The organism is Roseovarius carneus, from assembly GCF_020141465.1.
GTDB lineage: Bacteria > Pseudomonadota > Alphaproteobacteria > Rhodobacterales > Rhodobacteraceae > Roseovarius > Roseovarius carneus.
The window spans coordinates 2,694,925-2,714,139 of sequence record NZ_JAHSPD010000001.1; the positions used below are offsets into that span (position 1 = coordinate 2,694,925).

Annotated in this window: 20 protein-coding genes; 2 read left to right on the top strand and 18 right to left on the bottom strand. The window is 60.7% G+C overall.

What is annotated here, in order from left to right; all coding sequences use genetic code 11:
- The first annotated feature begins 119 nt into the window (after positions 1–119).
- Positions 120–1,064 (top strand): glycosyltransferase family 2 protein, encoded by a 945-nt coding sequence (locus KUD11_RS13350; RefSeq protein ID WP_109384232.1) that lies wholly within the window; start codon positions 120–122, stop codon positions 1,062–1,064.
- Positions 1,065–1,268: 204 nt separating this feature from the next.
- Positions 1,269–2,810, top strand: coding sequence for a DEAD/DEAH box helicase (locus KUD11_RS13355; RefSeq protein WP_109387795.1), 1,542 nt, complete (start codon positions 1,269–1,271; stop codon positions 2,808–2,810).
- Between the two features lie 117 nt (positions 2,811–2,927).
- Here the strand turns inward: KUD11_RS13355 and KUD11_RS13360 are convergent, their stop codons facing one another.
- From KUD11_RS13360 to KUD11_RS13445, 18 genes are all read right to left on the bottom strand, one after another.
- A complete protein-coding gene (locus tag KUD11_RS13360; RefSeq protein WP_109384231.1) occupies positions 2,928–4,595 on the bottom strand; it encodes a ribonuclease J in 1,668 nt (555 codons plus the stop codon).
- Positions 4,596–4,602: 7 nt separating this feature from the next.
- Positions 4,603–5,373 (bottom strand): type III pantothenate kinase, encoded by a 771-nt coding sequence (locus KUD11_RS13365; protein WP_109384230.1) that lies wholly within the window; start codon positions 5,371–5,373, stop codon positions 4,603–4,605.
- Positions 5,357–6,136, bottom strand: coding sequence for a biotin--[acetyl-CoA-carboxylase] ligase (locus tag KUD11_RS13370; protein WP_109387793.1), 780 nt, complete (start codon positions 6,134–6,136; stop codon positions 5,357–5,359). The genes KUD11_RS13365 and KUD11_RS13370 overlap by 17 nt, the downstream gene beginning before the upstream one ends.
- A 34-nt stretch (positions 6,137–6,170) precedes the next feature.
- Positions 6,171–7,613: an NADH-quinone oxidoreductase subunit NuoN gene (nuoN, locus tag KUD11_RS13375; protein ID WP_109384229.1), complete on the bottom strand. Its 1,443-nt coding sequence runs from the start codon at positions 7,611–7,613 to the stop codon at positions 6,171–6,173.
- 14 nt (positions 7,614–7,627) lie between these two features.
- The gene (locus tag KUD11_RS13380; RefSeq protein ID WP_109384228.1) at positions 7,628–9,175 is read right to left on the bottom strand and encodes an NADH-quinone oxidoreductase subunit M; all 1,548 of its coding nucleotides are present in this window, start codon (positions 9,173–9,175) and stop codon (positions 7,628–7,630) included.
- Positions 9,175–11,316: an NADH-quinone oxidoreductase subunit L gene (nuoL, locus tag KUD11_RS13385; protein ID WP_109384227.1), complete on the bottom strand. Its 2,142-nt coding sequence runs from the start codon at positions 11,314–11,316 to the stop codon at positions 9,175–9,177. The genes KUD11_RS13380 and nuoL overlap by 1 nt, the downstream gene beginning before the upstream one ends.
- A gap of 4 nt (positions 11,317–11,320) precedes the next feature.
- On the bottom strand, positions 11,321–11,626 hold the full coding sequence (nuoK, locus tag KUD11_RS13390; RefSeq protein WP_109384226.1) for an NADH-quinone oxidoreductase subunit NuoK: 306 nt from the start codon (positions 11,624–11,626) through the stop codon (positions 11,321–11,323).
- A gap of 51 nt (positions 11,627–11,677) precedes the next feature.
- Entirely contained in the window at positions 11,678–12,136 is a 459-nt protein-coding gene (locus KUD11_RS13395; RefSeq protein ID WP_224380244.1) for a hypothetical protein, read from the bottom strand.
- Positions 12,137–12,158: 22 nt separating this feature from the next.
- Entirely contained in the window at positions 12,159–12,770 is a 612-nt protein-coding gene (locus KUD11_RS13400; protein ID WP_109384224.1) for an NADH-quinone oxidoreductase subunit J, read from the bottom strand.
- Positions 12,767–13,189 carry a carboxymuconolactone decarboxylase family protein gene (locus KUD11_RS13405; RefSeq protein WP_109384223.1) on the bottom strand — a complete coding sequence of 141 codons (423 nt, stop codon included), beginning with the start codon at positions 13,187–13,189 and terminating at the stop codon, positions 12,767–12,769. Before KUD11_RS13405 ends, KUD11_RS13400 begins: the two co-directional genes overlap by 4 nt.
- The gene (gene nuoI, locus KUD11_RS13410; protein ID WP_109384222.1) at positions 13,186–13,680 is read right to left on the bottom strand and encodes an NADH-quinone oxidoreductase subunit NuoI; all 495 of its coding nucleotides are present in this window, start codon (positions 13,678–13,680) and stop codon (positions 13,186–13,188) included. Before nuoI ends, KUD11_RS13405 begins: the two co-directional genes overlap by 4 nt.
- Before the next feature lie 3 nt (positions 13,681–13,683).
- Positions 13,684–14,454, bottom strand: coding sequence for a class I SAM-dependent methyltransferase (locus KUD11_RS13415; protein WP_109384221.1), 771 nt, complete (start codon positions 14,452–14,454; stop codon positions 13,684–13,686).
- Between the two features lie 5 nt (positions 14,455–14,459).
- Positions 14,460–15,497 carry an NADH-quinone oxidoreductase subunit NuoH gene (gene nuoH, locus KUD11_RS13420; RefSeq protein ID WP_109384220.1) on the bottom strand — a complete coding sequence of 346 codons (1,038 nt, stop codon included), beginning with the start codon at positions 15,495–15,497 and terminating at the stop codon, positions 14,460–14,462.
- 7 nt (positions 15,498–15,504) lie between these two features.
- Positions 15,505–15,888 carry a hypothetical protein gene (locus KUD11_RS13425; protein ID WP_109384219.1) on the bottom strand — a complete coding sequence of 128 codons (384 nt, stop codon included), beginning with the start codon at positions 15,886–15,888 and terminating at the stop codon, positions 15,505–15,507.
- Positions 15,885–17,897: an NADH-quinone oxidoreductase subunit NuoG gene (gene nuoG / locus KUD11_RS13430; RefSeq protein WP_109384218.1), complete on the bottom strand. Its 2,013-nt coding sequence runs from the start codon at positions 17,895–17,897 to the stop codon at positions 15,885–15,887. Before nuoG ends, KUD11_RS13425 begins: the two co-directional genes overlap by 4 nt.
- Before the next feature lie 7 nt (positions 17,898–17,904).
- Positions 17,905–18,309 (bottom strand): DUF5333 domain-containing protein, encoded by a 405-nt coding sequence (locus tag KUD11_RS13435; protein ID WP_109384217.1) that lies wholly within the window; start codon positions 18,307–18,309, stop codon positions 17,905–17,907.
- A 128-nt stretch (positions 18,310–18,437) separates the two neighbouring features.
- Entirely contained in the window at positions 18,438–18,782 is a 345-nt protein-coding gene (locus KUD11_RS13440; protein ID WP_224380246.1) for a hypothetical protein, read from the bottom strand.
- Positions 18,779–19,201: an MAPEG family protein gene (locus KUD11_RS13445; protein WP_109384215.1), complete on the bottom strand. Its 423-nt coding sequence runs from the start codon at positions 19,199–19,201 to the stop codon at positions 18,779–18,781. Before KUD11_RS13445 ends, KUD11_RS13440 begins: the two co-directional genes overlap by 4 nt.
- Positions 19,202–19,215 lie beyond the last annotated feature (14 nt).

A 19,215-nucleotide genomic window follows, 5' to 3' on the forward strand; every position in this document is an offset into this window, starting at 1 on the left:
CATGGGCGCGGCGATCCACGCCAGAGAAAATCCCCCCGCTCGCTGGATTGTGACCCCTTGCGGCGCTCAACCGGCCCCGGCATGGTGGACGAGTGTGCAGTGATGAGAGGACGACCCCCATGACCCTGCCCAAATGGGGCCTCGTGTCGACCATCAAGGCACCGTGCCGCGACATTCTGAACTTTGCCGCGCATCATCTGGATCTGGGCGCGCACCGTTTGCATATCTATCTGGACGTGGACGCACCTGAGGCGCGCGCGGCGCTGGAGGCGCATCCACGCTGCCATGTTACCCTCTGCGATGACGCCTACTGGGCGCAGCGCCGCAAACGGCCCGAGAAGCATCAAGGCCGCCAGAGCCTCAACGCCACTCGCGCCTATCGTCGTCGCCCAGGCGTTGACTGGCTTGGCCACATCGACGTGGATGAATTCCTGATCCCCACGCGCACCCTTGCCGAGGCGCTGGCCGATGTGCCCGGCGGCAACCTCACCGCGAGGGTACGCCCGGTAGAGGCGCTGGCCCCTGATCCAAACGACCCCGGCGGCCCGCTCTATTTCAAAAGCTGCCATATACGCCCGAAACTGCGCGGACCCGAGACCGAAGTGATCTACCCCACGTTTGGGGCGCATCTGAGTGGCGGCTTTCTCAGCCATGTCAGCGGCAAGATCTTCGTACGGACCGGGGCGGAAGACCTCAAGCTGCGCATCCATAACGCCTTTGTTAACAACGTTCAAATCGAGAACAGCCACACCCTGCCCCAGACCCTCCTTGCCCATATGCACGCCCCAAGCTGGGAGCGGTGGCTTGAGGCGTATCGTTATCGCCTCGCCCAAGGCTCCTACCGGGCCGAGCTGAAGGGGGCAGCGGCCGCTGGCACCCCGATGAATACGCTCTTCTCGATGATCGAAGCCGAGGGGGGCGAGACGGCCCTGCATGCGTTTTATGATGAGGTTTGTACCGCAACGCCCGCCCTGCGCGAGCGGCTCGCAGCACATGGCCATCTGCACCAGATCGACCTAGATCTGGACGCAAAACGCAGCACCCACTTCCCCGATCACGCCTGATCGCGTGCTCTTTGGTGCCAAAACCGCAACAATACGCGCCTGCGCGCCGGGATTGACCCGGCAAATCCGTGCCGCATTGACCCGCCCCCCCAGCATCGGATAAAGGGCAAGCAGGGTCCACGCATGTGGATAACCACGGGGCCATAGGGGCCCGGACCCAATCAGATGTACGGGCCGTATCGTGTCCGTAAACTCCGGATGCACATGACCAAATTCTCCGATCTCAATCTCAATCCAAAAGTCCTCAAAGCCGTCGCCGAAGCGGGCTATGAGAGCCCCACCCCCATTCAGGCAGGCGCAATCCCGCCCGCTCTCGAAGGGCGCGATGTCCTCGGCATTGCCCAGACAGGCACCGGCAAGACGGCGGGCTTCGTACTGCCGATGCTGTCGCTTCTGGCGCGGGGGCGCGCACGCGCGCGGATGCCGCGCAGCCTTGTCTTGTGCCCCACCCGAGAATTGGCCGCGCAAGTGGCCGAAAATTTCGATACCTATTCCAAGCATCTCAAGCTAACCAAAGCGCTGCTTATCGGCGGGGTCAGCTTCAAGGAGCAGGACAAGTTGATCGACAAGGGCGTGGACGTCCTGATCTGCACGCCGGGCCGTCTGCTGGACCATTTTGAGCGCGGCAAGCTGCTGCTCACCGGCGTTCAGGTGATGGTTGTCGACGAGGCCGACCGGATGCTCGACATGGGCTTCATCCCCGATATCGAGCGAATTTTTTCGCTGACGCCTTTCACGCGCCAGACGCTCTTTTTCTCGGCCACCATGGCACCCGAGATTGAACGGATCACCAACACATTCCTCAGCGCGCCTGCCCGCGTAGAAGTGGCCCGTCAGGCCACAGCATCCGAGACGATTGAGCAAAGCGTCGTGATTTTCAAAGCCTCGCGCAAAGACCGCGAGGGCACCGAAAAACGTAATCTGCTGCGTGCGATGATCGACGCTGAGGGCGAGAAATGCTCCAACGCCATCATCTTTTGCAACCGCAAGATGGATGTGGATACGGTCGCCAAAAGCCTCAAGAAACACGGCTATGACGCGGCCCCAATCCACGGCGATCTGGATCAAAGCCAGCGCACGCGCACGCTTGACGGCTTCCGAGAGGGCAATCTGCGCTTTCTGGTCGCCTCGGACGTGGCCGCGCGTGGGCTCGACGTGCCTGCGGTGAGCCATGTGTTCAACTTCGATGTGCCAAGCCATGCCGAGGATTATGTTCACCGGATTGGCCGGACCGGACGCGCCGGGCGCGATGGCAAGGCGATGATGATCTGCATCCCACGTGATGAGAAGAACCTCGACGCGATTGAGACGCTGATCCAAAAGGCCATTCCACGGCTCGACAATCCGCTTGGTGGCGGCGCGCCCGCTTCGGCAGAGGCCGCAGCGCCTGCTGAGGACGAAAAGCCCGCCAAACCGCGCCGCACGCGCAGCAGGCGCAAGCCCGATGAGGCCGCGCCAGCGACCGAGGAGGTGCCCACGCAAGCAGCAGAGCTGTCCGAGACACCCCCAGCGACCGAGCCAGCCGAGGCGCCTGCACCGGCGAAAGACATTCAAGCAGCCCCATCCGAGGGAACACAAGACCGCGCCCCCCGCGAGGACAAGCCCCGCTCACGTGGTGGTCGCGGCGGTCGTGGCCGCTCCGGCGGCGGTGGCGGTGGCGGTGGTGACAATAACCGCGTTGTCGGGCTTGGCGATCACATGCCCAGCTTCATCGCCATGAGCTTTGAAGAACGCCGCGATAGCTAAGCTCCACAGCAAAAGGGCGCAGCTATAGCAGCACGCGCTTGTCCACTTAGGTCAGACACATAAAAAAAGGCCGGAGGCACACGCCCCCGGCCTTTTTTCTCGCTGTTGCGTGCCAGATCAGTTCATTCGGCTGACGATCACCGTCACTTCGGGCTTCTTACCGATCTCCGACATGCCCGATTGCCGCGTCACACGGCGAAGCTCATCGCTCAGCTTGTCATCATCCGCCCGCGTGCGCGCATTGGCGCGGCCCAGAAACTGGCTCAGATCCTCTTCCAACACGTCCACCAAGGGCGCGTTGGACTTGCCCAGTTCCGGCAGGCCCATCACCTCGCACCATGGCTCGCCCAACGGCTCGTCATTCTCGTCAAGGATCACATTGACGCTCACATGCCCATTCAGCGCCATGCGGATACGGTCCCGCACGACCCCGTCGAGCGCGCCGTATTTGACAGACCCGTCCAAATACATCCGGCCCGTGTCCACATATTCGGCCACGGTGGGGGTGTTGGCACTGAGGTCCATCATCGTGCCATTGACGGCAAGAACACCGCGCAACCGCTTGGCATTGCAGATTTTCACATGCTCGCGCAAATGCCGATGCTCGCCATGCATGGGGATGACCATCTGGGGCCGGATCAGATCATGCATCGCCTCCAGATCAGGGCGGTTCGCGTGGCCAGACACATGGTAGAGCCCGTCACTGTCATCCACCACATCCACGCCCATCTCAGAGAACTGGTTCATGATACGGCCCACGCCACGCTCATTGCCGGGGATGGTTTTGGACGAGAAGAGGAACGTATCGCCCTCAGTCATGGTCATGCCCATATATTTGCCATTGGCCAATTGGGCCGAGGCCGCGCGCCGCTCACCCTGACTGCCCGTCACGATCAGCAGAAGGTTCTCGCGCGGGATGCCCTTGGCGTCCTCAGGGCTCACCACCGGGGGGAAATCCTTCATAACGCCGGTCTCGACCGCCGCCTCGACCATCCGCTTCATCGCGCGCCCCATAAGGCAAATGGACCGCCCTGCCCGCTCGCCCGCCTCGGCGAGTGTTTTCACGCGCGCCACGTTGCTGGCGAATGTGGTCGCGGCGACCATGCCGCTCGCGCTCGCAATCAGCTTCTCGATCTCGGGGCCGACGGTGGATTCCGAGCGCCCTTCATTCTTGCTGAACACATTGGTCGAATCGCACACCAGCGCGAGGACACCGGGCTGCGCAATCTCGCGCCACATATCGGGGTCAAACGCCTCGCCCACGCCGGGATTCATGTCAATCTTGAAATCCCCCGTATGCACAATCCGCCCGCCCGGCGTGTCAATCACAAGGCCGCTGCTTTCGGGGATGGAATGCGAAATCGGCGCAAAGCCCACCGTGAAAGGCCCCGCTTTCACCGTCTCGGGCCAAGGTGACACGGTTTTCACCGCCTTCTCAGGATGCCCATGCTCGGACATCTTGCGCCGCGCGATATTGGCCGTGAAGGCCCGCGCATAGACGGGCGCGCCCAGACGGTCATAGAAATGCGCGACGGCGCCGACATGATCCTCATGCGCGTGGGTGACAAAGATTGCCTCCAGATCGTTCTTGCGCTTCACCAGCCAGCTCACATCAGGCAGGATCAGATCCACCCCGGGGCTGCTGTCCATATCGGGGAAGGTCACGCCCAGATCCACAAGGATCAGCCGCTCTTTGCCAGGTTTGCCATAGCCGTAAACATAGGCGTTCATACCAATCTCACCCGCCCCTCCCAGAGGAAGGTAGATTACTCTTTCATTGCTCATTTCGGCCTCAGCCTTTCTTGTTATACGCGTGGATCACGGTCAAACCGTGCATCGTCAGATCTTCTTCGAGCACGTCGAACAACGCCTCGGTTTCGTTGAAGAGAGGCGCCAGCCCCCCGGTGCCGATGATCTTCATCGGCGTATCTCGCTCGGCGCAAATACGCGCGCAACATTCCTTCACAAGGCCGACATAGCCCCAGAACACACCGGCCTGCATGCAGGCCACGGTGTTGGTTCCAACTGCGCCCTGCGGCAGCGTGATGTCGATATGCGGCAAGGCGGCAGCGGCCATATGGAGCGCCTCAAGGCTCAGGTTCACCCCTGGCGCAATCATCCCGCCGATATAGGCCCCGTCACCCGCCACCACATCAAAGGTGGTCGCTGTGCCAAAATCCACCACGATCAGATCGCCACCATGGCGGTCAAACGCGCCCGCCGTGTTCACCAACCGATCCGGCCCGATCAACGTGCCCGCATCGACCCGTGGCAGAACAGGCAGCGCGCAATCGGGCTTGCCGACCACCAAGGGGCGGCAACCAAAGAAGCGATCCGAGAACACCCGCAAGTTATAGACGACCCGCGGTACAGTGGACGAGATGATGACCTCATCAATCTCCACCTCAATCCCGTAATGCTTCACCAAGGTGGAGTACCATGTGAAATACGCATCCGCCGTGCGGGCGTGATGAGTCGAGGTGCGCAGCGTGCACAAAAATTGCGTGCCGTCCCAGATCGAGAAGACAGTGTTGGTATTGCCGCAATCAATCGCCAGAAGCATCAGCCGCCCTTTGGAAAAACACATCGGCTGCCGGAATGGCATGCCGCTTTTCGCGCTCTGATAGAACAAGATGCCCTGCGGCGTCCACCGTCTCAAACCGCCCGGTGATCTCTTCGGTTCCCGTCCGCGCCGTGATCACCTCGCCCAGCCGCGCCGCCCGCGACAGCCAGTCCGCGCGGATCGGCGCAAACCCATCGGCTCTGAACTGCGCCTCGCGGGCCGCATAGGCCGGGGCAAGCAGCTCCAGAAACGCCTCCGGGGACAGACTTATTCCCGCCACTTCCCTCAGGCTTACCGGCGCAAACGCTGCCCCCTCCGCCGCGTCCGGCGCATGAGCAAGGTTCACCCCGATCCCCACTGCCAAATGCGCGGACGCCGTCCCGACCCCACTGCTCTCTAGCAAAATTCCAGCCAGCTTTCCGCCCGAAAGCAAAACATCATTGGGCCATTTCAACGCCAAACCCGCGCCTACCCCCGCCGCTTCCAACGCATCATGAAGCGCCAATGCCGCCACAAAACTTCGCAGCGCCACCTGCTCAACGGGCTCCATGGGCTGCATCACCAGCGTGGCTGCAAAATTCCCCTCAGGGTCCGACCACGCGCGCCCGCGCCTCCCGCGCCCCGCCGTCTGGCGCAGGCCCAAAATCCACGTAGGCTGGTCAAGCTGCCGCGCCACGCGCATCGCTTCCGCGTTGGTGCTGTCCACCTCGGCCAACACACGCTTGCCGACCCCCACGGGCCAGGCTTTCTTCTCAGCAGAAATACTCAAATCACCGCCTGGTGCAGATGCACCACGCTCAGTTGACAAGCGTCGCTGCCGCCGCCTGCGCGGCGGCCTCGATCCCAAAAAGGTTCAGGCCGGGGAACCACGACACCCCGATGAGAACTGCCGATACCATCAGGAAGCCCCACAGCACGGCTGAGCCTGGCGGGTCCAGTGCCTCGCGCTCTTCTCCGAAATACATCAAGAAGACGATGCGCAGATAATAATATGCGCCAATCACCGACGCGATAACGCCCGCGATTGCGAGCCATGCCAGCCCACCATCATAGGCCGCGCGCAGCACATAGAACTTGCCAAAAAAGCCCAGAAGGGGCGGCACGCCCGCAAGGCTGAACAACAGCACGAGCATCGCCAGCGCGCGTCCCGGATGCGCCTTGGAATACATATTGAGCGAGGCGATATCCGTCACAGGACGCCCGTCTTTCTGCATCGACAGGATAAAGGCGAAGGTGCCCACATTCATCGTCACATAGATCGCCATATAGATCAGCATCGCCTGCACGCCAAACGCCGTGCCAGCGGCCAAGCCCATCAGGGCAAACCCCATATGCGCAATGGATGAATAGGCCATCAGCCGCTTGATATCCGTCTGGCCAATCGCCGCAATCGCCCCGAGGAACATCGACAATACGCTCAGAAGCGCCACGATCTGCTGCCAGTCTTTCACGACCCCGCCAAAGGCGTCATGCACGACCCGCGCAAAAAGGGCCATCGCCGCCACTTTGGGGGCCGTGGCGAAAAACGCGGTGATGGGCGTCGGCGCCCCCTCATAGACATCGGGCGTCCACATATGGAACGGCACCGCCGAAATCTTGAACGCCATGCCCGAAAGAACGAAGACCAGCCCCAACAACAGGCCCAAGGATGCCTGCCCGTCCGCAGCCTCAATGATGCCCGTGAAGAGCGTTGTGCCCGCATACCCGTAGACCAGCGATGCGCCATAAAGCAGCAAGCCGGAGCTGAGCGCGCCCAGCACAAAGTATTTCAAACCGGCCTCGGTGGATTTGGCGCTGTCACGGCGCAAGGATGCGATGACGTAAAGTGCCAGCGATTGTAGCTCAAGCCCCATATAGAGCGCCATGAGATCGCCCGCGCTCACCATCACCATCATGCCAACGGCACAAAGCGCAATCAGCACCGGATACTCAAACCGCAGCATATCGCGCCGCGCCATGTAGTCCTGCCCCATGATCAGTACCGAGGCCGCTCCAAGCAGGATCATCACCTTGGCAAAGCGCGCAAACCCGTCATCGACGAACATGCCGCCAAAGGCCTCGCGCGTGCCGCTGCCGCTGGTGCCGATCCAGAAGGCAAGTGCCACGAAAAGCCCCGCCGTGAGCCAGACCAGCATCCCGGCCATCTTGTCCTTGCCCGTGTAGACAGCCCCCAAAAGGGCCATCATCGCGTATACCGACAAAACGATTTCGGGCAGAACGACGTTCAGATCAGCCTGCATGTCCGGGCCCTCTCTTATTCAACGCCACTGGCGATCTGGCTGGCGCTATGCGCCTCGGCCAGAGCAGTGTCATAATTGGAAATCAGCGCCTCGACCGAGGGGCCTATGATATCAAGCACCAGGCTGGGATAGACCCCCAGCAACAGGGTCATCACGACCAGTGGCGCAAAGATCGCCCGCTCAAGACGCGTCATATCGGTGATCGAGCGCAGGCTCTCCTTGATCAGATCCCCCATCACGACCCGGCGGTAAAGCCAGAGCGCGTATCCCGCGCTGAGGATAACACCACTCACCGCGACGAGCGCGACCCAGGTGTTCACCTTGAACACACCGACCAGCGTCAGGAACTCGCCTACGAAGCCGGATGTGCCCGGCAGGCCCACATTGGCCATGGTAAAGAACATGAAGATCAGCGCATAGGCCGGCATCCGGTTCACGAGCCCACCATAGGCGTCAATCTCGCGCGTGTGCATCCGGTCATAGATCACGCCGACACAGAGGAACAAAGCACCGGAGATAAAGCCGTGGCTGATCATCTGGAAGATCGCACCGTCGATGCCCTGCTGGTTGGCGGCGAAAATACCCATTGTGACAAAGCCCATATGCGCAACCGAGCTATAGGCGATGAGCTTTTTCATATCCTCTTGGGCCAGCGCCACGAGCGAGGTGTAAACGATCGCAATCGCCGAGAGCCACAAGACCAGCGGCGTCAGGACCTCGGCACCCACTGGGAACATCGGCAAGCTGAACCGCAAGAAGCCGTAGCCACCCATCTTCAAGAGGATCGCCGCCAGCACGACCGAGCCCGCCGTGGGCGCCTGCACGTGCGCATCCGGCAGCCATGTATGGACGGGCCACATCGGCATCTTGACTGCAAAGCTCGCGAAGAACGCAAGGAACATCAGCGTCTGCATGCCGCCCACGACCGTGACACCCATCAGCGGGAAGGTCTCCGAGGCAAACTCATGCCGCAAAAGGACAGTCATATCCGTTGTGCCCGCATCCGCGAACATCGCCACCATAGCGATCAACATCAAGACCGACCCGAGGAAGGTGTAGAGGAAGAACTTGAACGAGGCATAGATGCGCGCCTTGCCGCCCCAGATGCCGATAATGAGGAACATCGGGATAAGGCCCGCCTCGAAGAAGAGATAAAAGAGCACCAGATCAAGCGCCATGAACACGCCGAGCATCAGCGTCTCAAGGATCAGGAAGGCGATCATGTATTCCTTCACGCGGTGCTTGACGTTCCACGAGGCCGCAATGGTCAGCGGCATCATGAAAGTGGTCAGCATCACGAACAGGACTGAAATCCCATCGACGCCCATCTTGTATTGCAGGCCCAAAAGCCATGTGCGCTCCTCAACAAACTGAAACCCGGTGTTGTTGGGATCAAAGTCGAACAGGATAAAGAGCGACACAAGGAATGTGACCGTGGTGGTGGCCAGAGCCACCCATTTCGCGTTGCGCTGCGCCGCCTCATCTTCACCGCGCAGGAAAATCGCAAGGATGGCCGCCCCGATCAGCGGGATGAACGTGGTGATAGACAGAACATTTTCCATCAGTTCGCTCCTCCGGTGAACGTCATCCATGTGACGAGGACCACGATCCCGATCACCATGGCGAAGGCATAGGTGAAGATGTATCCCGACTGCGCCCGCCCTGCTGCGCGCACGAAGAAGGGCACGATACCCAGCGCCAGCCCGTTGATGCCGCCGTCGATCACATTACCGTCCCCGCGCTTCCACAAGAAGCGGCCAAGGAACATTGCGGGGCGCACGAAGATCACGTCGTAGATCTCATCGAAATACCATTTGTTTAGCAAAAAGAGGTAGAGCGGCTTGTTTGTCTCCGCCACGCGCGCAGGCAGTTTGGGGGTCCAGATGTAGAACCACATGGCCGTAAGAAGGCCGATCAGCATGGCGATGAACGGGCTAAGCTTCACCCATTTGGGCACGTAATGCGCATCATTCAGGACCGTGTTTTCCGGCCCGGTGTAAATTGCACCCTCGCCCGGCTCACCGGAGAAGACATAGTGAGGCTTTTTCTCTTTCGCGGCGCCTGTGCCGTGTCCGGCATCCGCGCTCGCGTGCTCATCCGTGCTCTCACCATGATCCGCACTGTGATCCGCGCCATGCTCGGACGCCTCGGCATAGGGCACGCCGAAGAACTTGGCGACCGTATCGGTGTGACCGAAAAAACTGTTGAACCACACCATACCCGCCAGAACCGACCCAACCGCCAGCGCGCCCAGTGGGACCAGCATCACTTTGGGGCTTTCATGTGCGTGCTCATGGGTGTGATTGTCCCCGCGCGGGGTGCCGAAGAACGTGAGGAACATCAGACGCCAGCTGTAGAAGGCGGTGAAGAGCGCTGCGATCACCAGCATCCAGAAGGCATAGCCGCCGGTGCTTGCGGCATAGGCGCTCTCGATCACGGCGTCCTTGCTGAGGAAGCCCGCAAAGCCAATCGGCACGCCACCGAAGGTGAAGAAGACCGATGGGATGCCAACACCCGTGATTGCCAGCGTCCCGATCATCATCGCCCAGAACGTATAGGGCATTTTCTTCCGCAACCCGCCGTAATTTCGCATGTCCTGCTCATGGTGCATCCCGTGAATGACCGAGCCTGCGCCGAGGAAAAGCATCGCCTTGAAGAACGCGTGGGTGAAGAGGTGGAACATCGCCACCGAATAGACGCCCACACCGGCGGCGACGAACATATAGCCAAGCTGGCTCATCGTGGAATAGGCAATCACCCGTTTGATATCGTTCTGCACAAGGCCAATCGTGGCCGCGACAAAGGCCGTGGTGGCCCCAAGGAAGGTCACAAACGCCATCGTCTCAGGCGCGAATTCCATCACCGGGGACATGCGGCAGACAAGGAAAACCCCCGCCGTGACCATCGTGGCCGCGTGGATCAGCGCGGAGACGGGCGTGGGCCCCTCCATCGCGTCAGGCAGCCATGTGTGCAGGAAAAGCTGCGCCGATTTGCCCATCGCGCCCACGAACAACAGGAACGCAATCAAGTTGGCCGCATTCCAATCGGCCCAAAGAAACCTGACCGTCGTCTCAGCCAGCGCGGGAGCGGCGGCGAAGATATCGTCGAACATAATCGACTCGGTCAGATAGAAGATGGCGAAAATCGCCAGAAGGAAGCCCGCATCGCCCACGCGGTTCACCACGAACGCCTTGATTGCGGCGGCGTTGGCGCTTGGCTTGCGGAAATAGAACCCGATGAGCAGGTAGGACGCGAGGCCGACCCCCTCCCACCCGAAGAAGAGCTGCAAGAGATTGTCCGCCGTCACCAGCATGAGCATGGTGAAGGTAAAAAACGACAGATACGCAAAGAAACGGGGGCGGTAGCTCTCGTTCTCGCTGAAGTTGTCGTCATGGGCCATGTAACCCATTGAATACAAATGCACCAACGCCGACACCGAGGTGATTACAACCAGCATGATTGCCGTCAGACGGTCCAGACGGATCGACCATGCGGTGTCCAGCAGCCCCGATTGAATCCAATCGAGGATATGAACCTTCGTGGTGACCCCGTCATGGCCCAGAAACACGACCCAGCTGAGGGCCGCTGCGAGGAACAAAAGCCCCGTCGTGACCCATTGCGCGCCCGCGTCGCCAATGATCCGCCAGCCAAAGCCCGCGATGATGGCCCCGACGAGGGGCGCGAAAAGGATGATCTGTTCCATGGTCTCAGCCCTTCATCACGTTGACATCTTCGACCGCGATCGTGCCGCGGTTACGGAAGAAGCAGACGAGGATTGCGAGGCCGATAGCGGCCTCGGCGGCGGCGACGGTGAGCACGAGAAGGGTAAAGACCTGCCCCACCAGATCGCCGGAAAAGCTTGAAAAGGCGACAAGGTTGATGTTCACCGCAAGCAGCATCAGCTCAATCGACATGAGCAGGATAATGACGTTCTTGCGGTTCAGGAATAGCCCGAAAATGCCGATGACGAAGAGCGCCGCCGCCACTGTCAGGTAATGTTCAATTCCGATCATGTCTGTCCCTCCGGGTCGTTGCCCGATTTTCTTTTGTCGTCGCGTCGCGGGCTAGTCGCCCATGACGAATTTGTCCACCGGCCCGCGCAAATCGCCGTAGAGTGCGGCGCAAGCGCAAGGCTCGGCGCTCAGCTCTGTAATCTCAATGTCACGGGCATTGTTACCCAGGTCCGCCGCGATCCGCTCCAGCGTGGCGAAGACGCGCGCACCGTTCTCATGGCTTGCCACGGCGCGCAATGCCGCCTCGGTCCGGTTGAACGGCAGGCGCGCGTTCATGTTGTCTTCGGCGGTGCGAAAACTGAGCGCGCGGGCGGGCGCGCAATCCACGATCACGTAATCAACCGCACTGCCCTCCTGGCTCCACCAGTTGCGCCACATCACGCGCCCCTCGCCCAGATCGCGGTGCATATCCTCGCCACCATGGCTCACATGGGTCACCCGCGTGCAGGCCCCAAGCTCGGGCGCCGCCATGGCCCCGCTGCCCAACCCAATGAGCAAAAGCGCTGTCATATATGTGCGCCCAAGGCTCATGCTATTGCAGCCCCTGCCCCGGCTTGACGTCCTTAAGCTCCATCGCCTTGGCAGGATCACGCCACATCTGTTGCAGCACATTCTGACGTTTGATGTCGGTGCGGTGGCGCAGCGTCAGCACAATCGCGCCAATCATCGCCACCAGCAGGATCAGACCCGAAAGCTGGAACAAGAGGAAATACTGATCATAGAGCACAAGGCCGATGGCAGCAGTGTTCTGCACCCCCTCAGGGGTAACGGCGGCGCGGGCGGCCTCAGCCGTATCCGCGGCCTCCCAGACACCGAAGGCGAGGCCAAACTGCATCATCAGGATCAACCCGATCAGCAAGGCAAGCGGCATATATTGCGCCATCTCAGCCTTCAGCTCGGCAAAGTCCACATCCAGCATCATCACCACAAAGAGGAAAAGCACCGCAACCGCCCCCACATAGACGATGATCAAGAGCATCGCGACAAACTCGGCCCCCAAAAGGACAAACAAACCCGCCGCGCTGATGAAGGTCAGGATAAGCCACAGCACCGAATGGACGGGATTGCGGCTGATCACTGTGAAAAGCCCGCCTGTGAGGGCGGAAATCGCAAAGAGGTAGAAGGCCATAACGGCAACGCTCATGTCGTCTCTCCATCGGTTTTGGCATCCGGTGCCACGTCCATCACGCTGCGCGCAATCTCCATCGCGCGGGTCATCGACGGCACGCCTGCGAACATCGACATCTGCGCGATGGTCTCGGCAATCTCGTCCTTGGTGGCCCCGGCCTCAAGCAGGTGGCGCACCGTCATGCGGATTTGCGCATCGCTTTGCGCGCCCAGCATAGTCAACCCCGCAAGCGTCAGCAAAAGCCGCGTCTTGGCATCAAGCCCTTCGGCGCTGGCCCCGCGCCCAAAGGTCATTTCCATGATCTCTTTCGGCATGGTCGGCCACAGCGCCTCGAACCCTTTGGGCGAGAACGTATCAAGCGCAGGGTTCATGGCTTTCGCCATCTCCTGTGCCTGTCGCATCATCATCTCGAAAGGGTTGCTGGCATCATTCATCGGTAAGGTGCATCCATCTCAAGGTTGCGGGCGATCTCGGCTTCCCAGCGGTCGCCGTTTTCCAAAAGCTTGGCCTTGTCGTAGAAAAGCTCTTCGCGGGTCTCGGTGGAGAACTCAAAATTTGGCCCCTCCACGATGGCATCCACCGGGCAGGCTTCCTGACAAAAACCGCAATAGATGCATTTGGTCATGTCGATGTCATAGCGCGTGGTGCGGCGCGAGCCATCGTCACGCGGCTCTGCGTCAATCGTGATCGCCTGCGCGGGGCAGATCGCCTCGCAAAGCTTGCACGCGATGCAGCGCTCTTCGCCATTGGGATAGCGGCGCAGCACATGCTCGCCCCGGAATCGCGGGCTAAGCGGGCCTTTTTCATGCGGATAATTCAGCGTGGCCTTTGGCGCGAAGAAGTATTTCAGGCCCAGCTTGAAGCCTTTGATGAAATCCGACAGCAGAAAATATCCCGCCGCGCGTCCGTAGTCGATGTTTGCCATGGCTCAGCTCCTTGCGTCGGGTGTCAGCCGGGTGTCCCCGGCGTTTTCATGTCCGTCCCACCGGGTCTCGTAATCGCTTTGCAGCGCGAAATCCGGCAGGTGGCTGTCTTTGGTCTTTTCGACCTCGTAATAGAGATAGGTCCGCCCCGGCCCGATCTGGTTCTTCAATCTCAGCCGCACGCCGGTTTCCGCCGGATCAGCAAAGGCGACATGCCCGAATGCATCATCGGGATCGATGGGAATCGCCCGGCAGTCTATGACGTTGCAATTGCACGCTCGCCGCCAAAAGGTCCAGACCAGCTCGGGGTTGAATTGATACATCCCGTGGCCATACCACCCGTTCAGCCCATTTGCCGAGATCAGCCGCCCGCCGGGTCTCAGCATCCGGTATAGCCCTTCGAGCGCTGCGGGCACGTTGAACACATGCTCAACCGTGCCACCGTCAAAGATCAGGTCAAACTTGTTCTCAAGGCTCTTCTTGGGCCTCTTGTTCAGATCGTGCAGCACCGTGGCACCCTCGTAATCCGAGAAATCCATCGTCTCGATGGGGCCAAATCCCAGCTTTTCCATCAAGGTCTCGGCATAGCCATCCTCTTGCAGAAAATCAAAGCGCTTGCCCTCGATGCCGTGCTCTTTCAGCGACGCCTCATAGCGTTTGCGGTGCTTCGTCTGAATGGGGAATTTCTGCCGCCCAAGCATCAGCGTGCGGCCTTTCGGCGCGAAACGCGTCGAAAGCTCAACCAGCCGATCAAAAAGGACGTAATCTACTCCCAACCCCCTCAGCCTCCCATCGCATAGCGTGCCCAGAAGGCACCGAAGACTTCGAATTTCGCCAAAAACGCGATGATCACGACCCAAGCAAGGCTCATGGGCAGGAAGACCTTCCAGCCGATCCGCATCAATTGGTCATAGCGGTAGCGCGGCGTGATCGCCTTCACCATCGCGAAGAGAAAGAAGAAGAACGCCATCTTGCCCAGCATCCACAGCACGCCATCAGGCAGGCCGGGGATGGGCGATAGCCAGCCGCCGAAGAACATCAGCGACATCAGCGCACACATCAGAAAAATCGCGATATATTCGCCCGCCATGAAGAGCAGGAAGGGCGTGGAGGAATATTCCACCTGATAGCCTGCCACCAGCTCGGATTCGGCCTCTGGCAAATCGAAGGGCGGTCGGTTCGTCTCGGCCAAGGCGCTGATGAAGAACAAAAATACCATCGGCAGATGCGGCAGCCAATACCACCCGAAAAAGCCGTAGGGCGTGTCCTGCGCGGCGACGATAGCGCCGAAATTGAGCGAGCCTGTGGAGATGATGACGCCCACGATGATGAGACCGATCGAGACCTCATAAGAGATCATCTGCGCCGCTGACCGCAAGCTGCCCAAGAAGGGGTATTTCGAGTTCGACGCCCAGCCGCCCATAATCACGCCGTAAACCTCCAATGAGGAGACCGCGAAGACATAAAGGATGGCCACGTTGATATCCGAGAGCACCCAGCCCTCGTTCATCGGGATCACGGCCCATGCAATGACGGCGAGAACAAAGCTGACCAGTGGGGCGAGCATGAAGACCGTGCGGTCGGCCCCCGCAGGCACCACAACCTCTTTGACGACGTATTTCAGCGCATCGGCCACGGTCTGCAACAGGCCAAACGTGCCCACCACGTTGGGGCCGCGCCGCATTTGCACAGCGGCCCAGATCTTGCGGTCGCCATAGACGAGGAACAAGAGCGAGACCATGACGAAGCCCAGAACGGCCAGACATTGCGCCATGATCAGCACCAGCGTTCCAAGCGGAGTTGTGAAAAATTCAGCCATCAGGTCCTCACACCATCGGTATTCCGTTTTCCGCGCAATCGGCGGCGACGACTTCTGCGTCGATTGTCTTGGCCCCGCGCGGCAGGGCTGACGAGATGGTGTAAACCGCATCCCCGTGCCAGATGCCACCCTCTTCGGCCACATTCGTGCGCACATGGCGCGCAAATCCGTATCCACGGATCAAAGCATATTGCGCCGCAGCACAGGCTGCATAGCGATCCACATCCCGCGCATCCCGCGCGCCGGTCATAGCAACGTGGAAATTCACCAGATCCCCGTCCAGAAGCTGCGTCTCAATCCCTTGATACTCGGGCGCAAAACGGCTGACCTCCTCAGATGGCGCGCAAGCCGCAAGAGCCGCAATCGCAGGGATGAAGGCGATCCGTGTCACTCGGCCGCCACCGCCACGGCGTTGCGCTCTTTCGCGTTCTGGCTCAGCTTGCCCATCAGCTCGGATGCCCGCGCGACCGGGTTGGTCAGGTAGAAATCCGTGATGGCGTAGCGGAAACTCGCATCGCCCGGCTTGGCCAAAGGCAGCGGCGCCCAGGTGTTCTCTGCCACCTCGTCGATTTGGGCCAAATGCGGTGCGGCCTCCACCAATGCACGGCGCAAGCTGGGCAGGCTGTCATAGGGCAGCGCATTGCCCATCTCACCCGATAGCGCGCGCAAGATGGCCCAGTTTTCCTTGGCCTCACCGGGCGCAAAGCCCGCGCGTAGGGCCAGTTGGGGCCGCCCTTCGGTATTCACAAAGAGCCCTTGTTCCTCAGTATAGGCCGCCCCCGGCAGGATCACATCGGCGCGGTGCGCGCCCCGATCCCCGTGGCTGCCCTGATAAACCACGAAGGGGCCAGATTTGATCTCCACCTCATCCGCCCCGAGGTTATAGACCACATCAGCGCCCTCAAGCGCTGCCTCCATGCCGCCTGTCGTGGTGCAGCCCGCATCCATCGCGCCCACGCGGCCTGCGGCTGTGTGCAAGACCAGAAGCTTCGCGCCGGACCCTTCGACATAGGCCATCGCCTGACTGAGAACCGCAGCACCATCCGTTTCCTGAAGCGCGCCTTGGCCCACGATCACAAGCGTATCGTCCTTGCGGGTCACCTTGCCAACCAGATCGGTCAGCGCGGCGCGCCCATCGCCGAAGTGATGATACTCATAGGTCAGGTCCACCTTGGGACCGATCACGCCGACATTCGCACCTTCCAGCCACGCACGCCGAATGCGCGCGTTGAGCACGGGGGCTTCATCACGCGGATTGGTGCCGATCAGCAGGATTGTCTTGGCGGTGTCGATATCCTCGATCGCCGCCGTACCGACATAGCCACCACGATTGCCCTCGGGCAGCTTCGCGCCGTCCACGCGGCACTCGACATGCCCGCCCTGCCCCTCGATCAACTCCTTGAGCGCAAAAGCCGCCTCTGCGGGCACCAGATCACCGACCAGCCCCGCAACTTTTGAAGCAGATTTCATCGCATCCGACGCAGCCCCAAGCGCCTCGGGCCATGTGGCTGGGCGCAGCTTTCCATTCTCGCGGATATAGGGCGTGTCGAGACGCTGCCGGCGTAGCCCATCCCACACAAAGCGCGTCTTGTCGGAAATCCATTCCTCATTCACGCCGTCATGATTGCGCGGCAGCATCCGCATCACTTCGCGCCCTTTCGCATCGACGCGAATGTTGGAGCCAAGCGCGTCCATCACATCAATCGTTTCGGTTTTAGTCAGCTCCCAAGGCCGCGCCGTGAACGCATAAGGCTTGGATGTGAGCGCGCCCACGGGGCACAAATCAATGATGTTGCCCTGAAGATTGCTGTCCAGCGTCTCGCCCAGATAGGAGGTGATCTCGGCATCCTCGCCCCGGCCCGTCTGGCCCATCTGCATGATGCCCGCCACCTCGGAGGTGAAGCGCACGCAGCGCGTGCACGAAATGCAGCGCGTCATATGGGTCTCAACCAGCGGCCCCAGATCAAGATCCTCGGTCGCGCGTTTCGGCTCGCGGAAGCGCGAGAAATCCACGCCGTATGCCATCGCCTGATCCTGCAAGTCGCACTCTCCGCCCTGATCACAGATCGGGCAATCAAGCGGGTGGTTGATCAGCAGAAATTCCATGACCCCCTCGCGGGCCTTCTTGACCATGGGCGAGTTGGTCTTGACCACTGGCGCTTGGCCCTCGGGGCCGGGGCGCAGATCGCGCACCTGCATCGCGCACGACGCCGCAGGCTTAGGCGGGCCGCCGACGACCTCCACAAGGCACATCCGGCAATTGCCCGCAATCGAGAGACGCTCGTGATAGCAAAAGCGCGGAATCTCCACGCCCGCCTCCTCACAGGCCTGAATGAGGGTCATTGCCCCGTCCACCTCAACCTCGGTGCCGTCGATGATTATCTTGCGAAGGTTCGTCATTTTACGTTCACTTTGCTTTCAGAAAGGAGCCGATTTGCGTCTGTCCGGCGATCTCCGCACGGCCCAGCGTGCACAGGCTCTCCGGGTCCAGATTGCTGGCCCCTTTGGATTTGAAATAGGCGTTGCGCCGCTCACGCATCTTTGCCTTTTCCGCCCTGTCATTCACATAGGCGTCAATCTCGGCTTGGGAGTACCCGCGGTCCTTCGCCATATCGGCAAGCGCGCGCGTGTAGGACCGCGCCACCCAAAGCCGCCCGGAAATCGCGCTACATTCACGGCGGATCTTGTCAGCGGCGGCCACGGCCATCAGGCCTGCGTTGATATCCGCTTCCTCGTCCAGCCCGGCGGCGGCAGGGCCGCCAAGGCCCCCGGCAAGCGTGGCTACAAGGGCGAGTGTTGTCATCTTGCGCATGTATCAAACTCCTTTCATACAAAACTGGGGCGCGGGCCGAATGGCCGCCCCCCATGCTTTGCACATGGGTGCGCGGCGCTCTGTTATGCAATAACAGCCCCCGCAGCCCCCAGAGTTTAAGCGAAAACTCACCATTTCACGCAGGACCCCCGCAGGCTCACCGATGCGCCATCGGCACTGCCTGCGAAATCATCGGGCCCTTGGGACGGTGCCCACGTGATCGTGCTGTCACCGAAGGTCTCCACGCAATAGCGTGTACCCTCATAACGACCGGCCTCCAAAGCACCATTGAGGCCCTGATCACTGCGGCGGACGGTGACCTCAAACTGCGTGCGGTCATCGCTCTCTTTCTTGGCTTTGGCGGGATAGTAATTCCCATCAAAGCGGACCCGATCGCCCGGTTTTGCGCAAGCGCTGAGGCTGAGAATTCCAACAAGGGCGAGAGTTGTGATCTTGGTAAATGTCATTGTCATGCTCCAAACGCTGCGACAAGGGCGAGACCGGCGAGGCCGTAACAGCACAGTGCTCCAGCTACGAAAGCAAAGCTGCGCGGGCCGATATTTGTCCGGCCAATACCGCCCACATGCAGCACCAGCATCAACGCCCGCGCCACAATGAAAATAGACGCCAGCCAATTCACCCAAAACGGGCTGGCCCCCGCCAGTATGGCCGCAACAGTCACGGTGGCGAAAATCGCCAAGTTCTCGGAGGCGTTGCCGTGGGCACGATGCCAGCGATAGGCACTGTTGGCATAATCCTCGGGCGGCGTCGCGCCAGAGGCCAGCCCCGTCGCCTGCTTTTTCAACGCCGAGACCGGCCCGATCAACAGAACCAGCACGCCCATTATGGCCAGCGCTGCAATCGCGTGGGTATAGGCATCAAACCCGTCCATATCGGCTCAGCTCC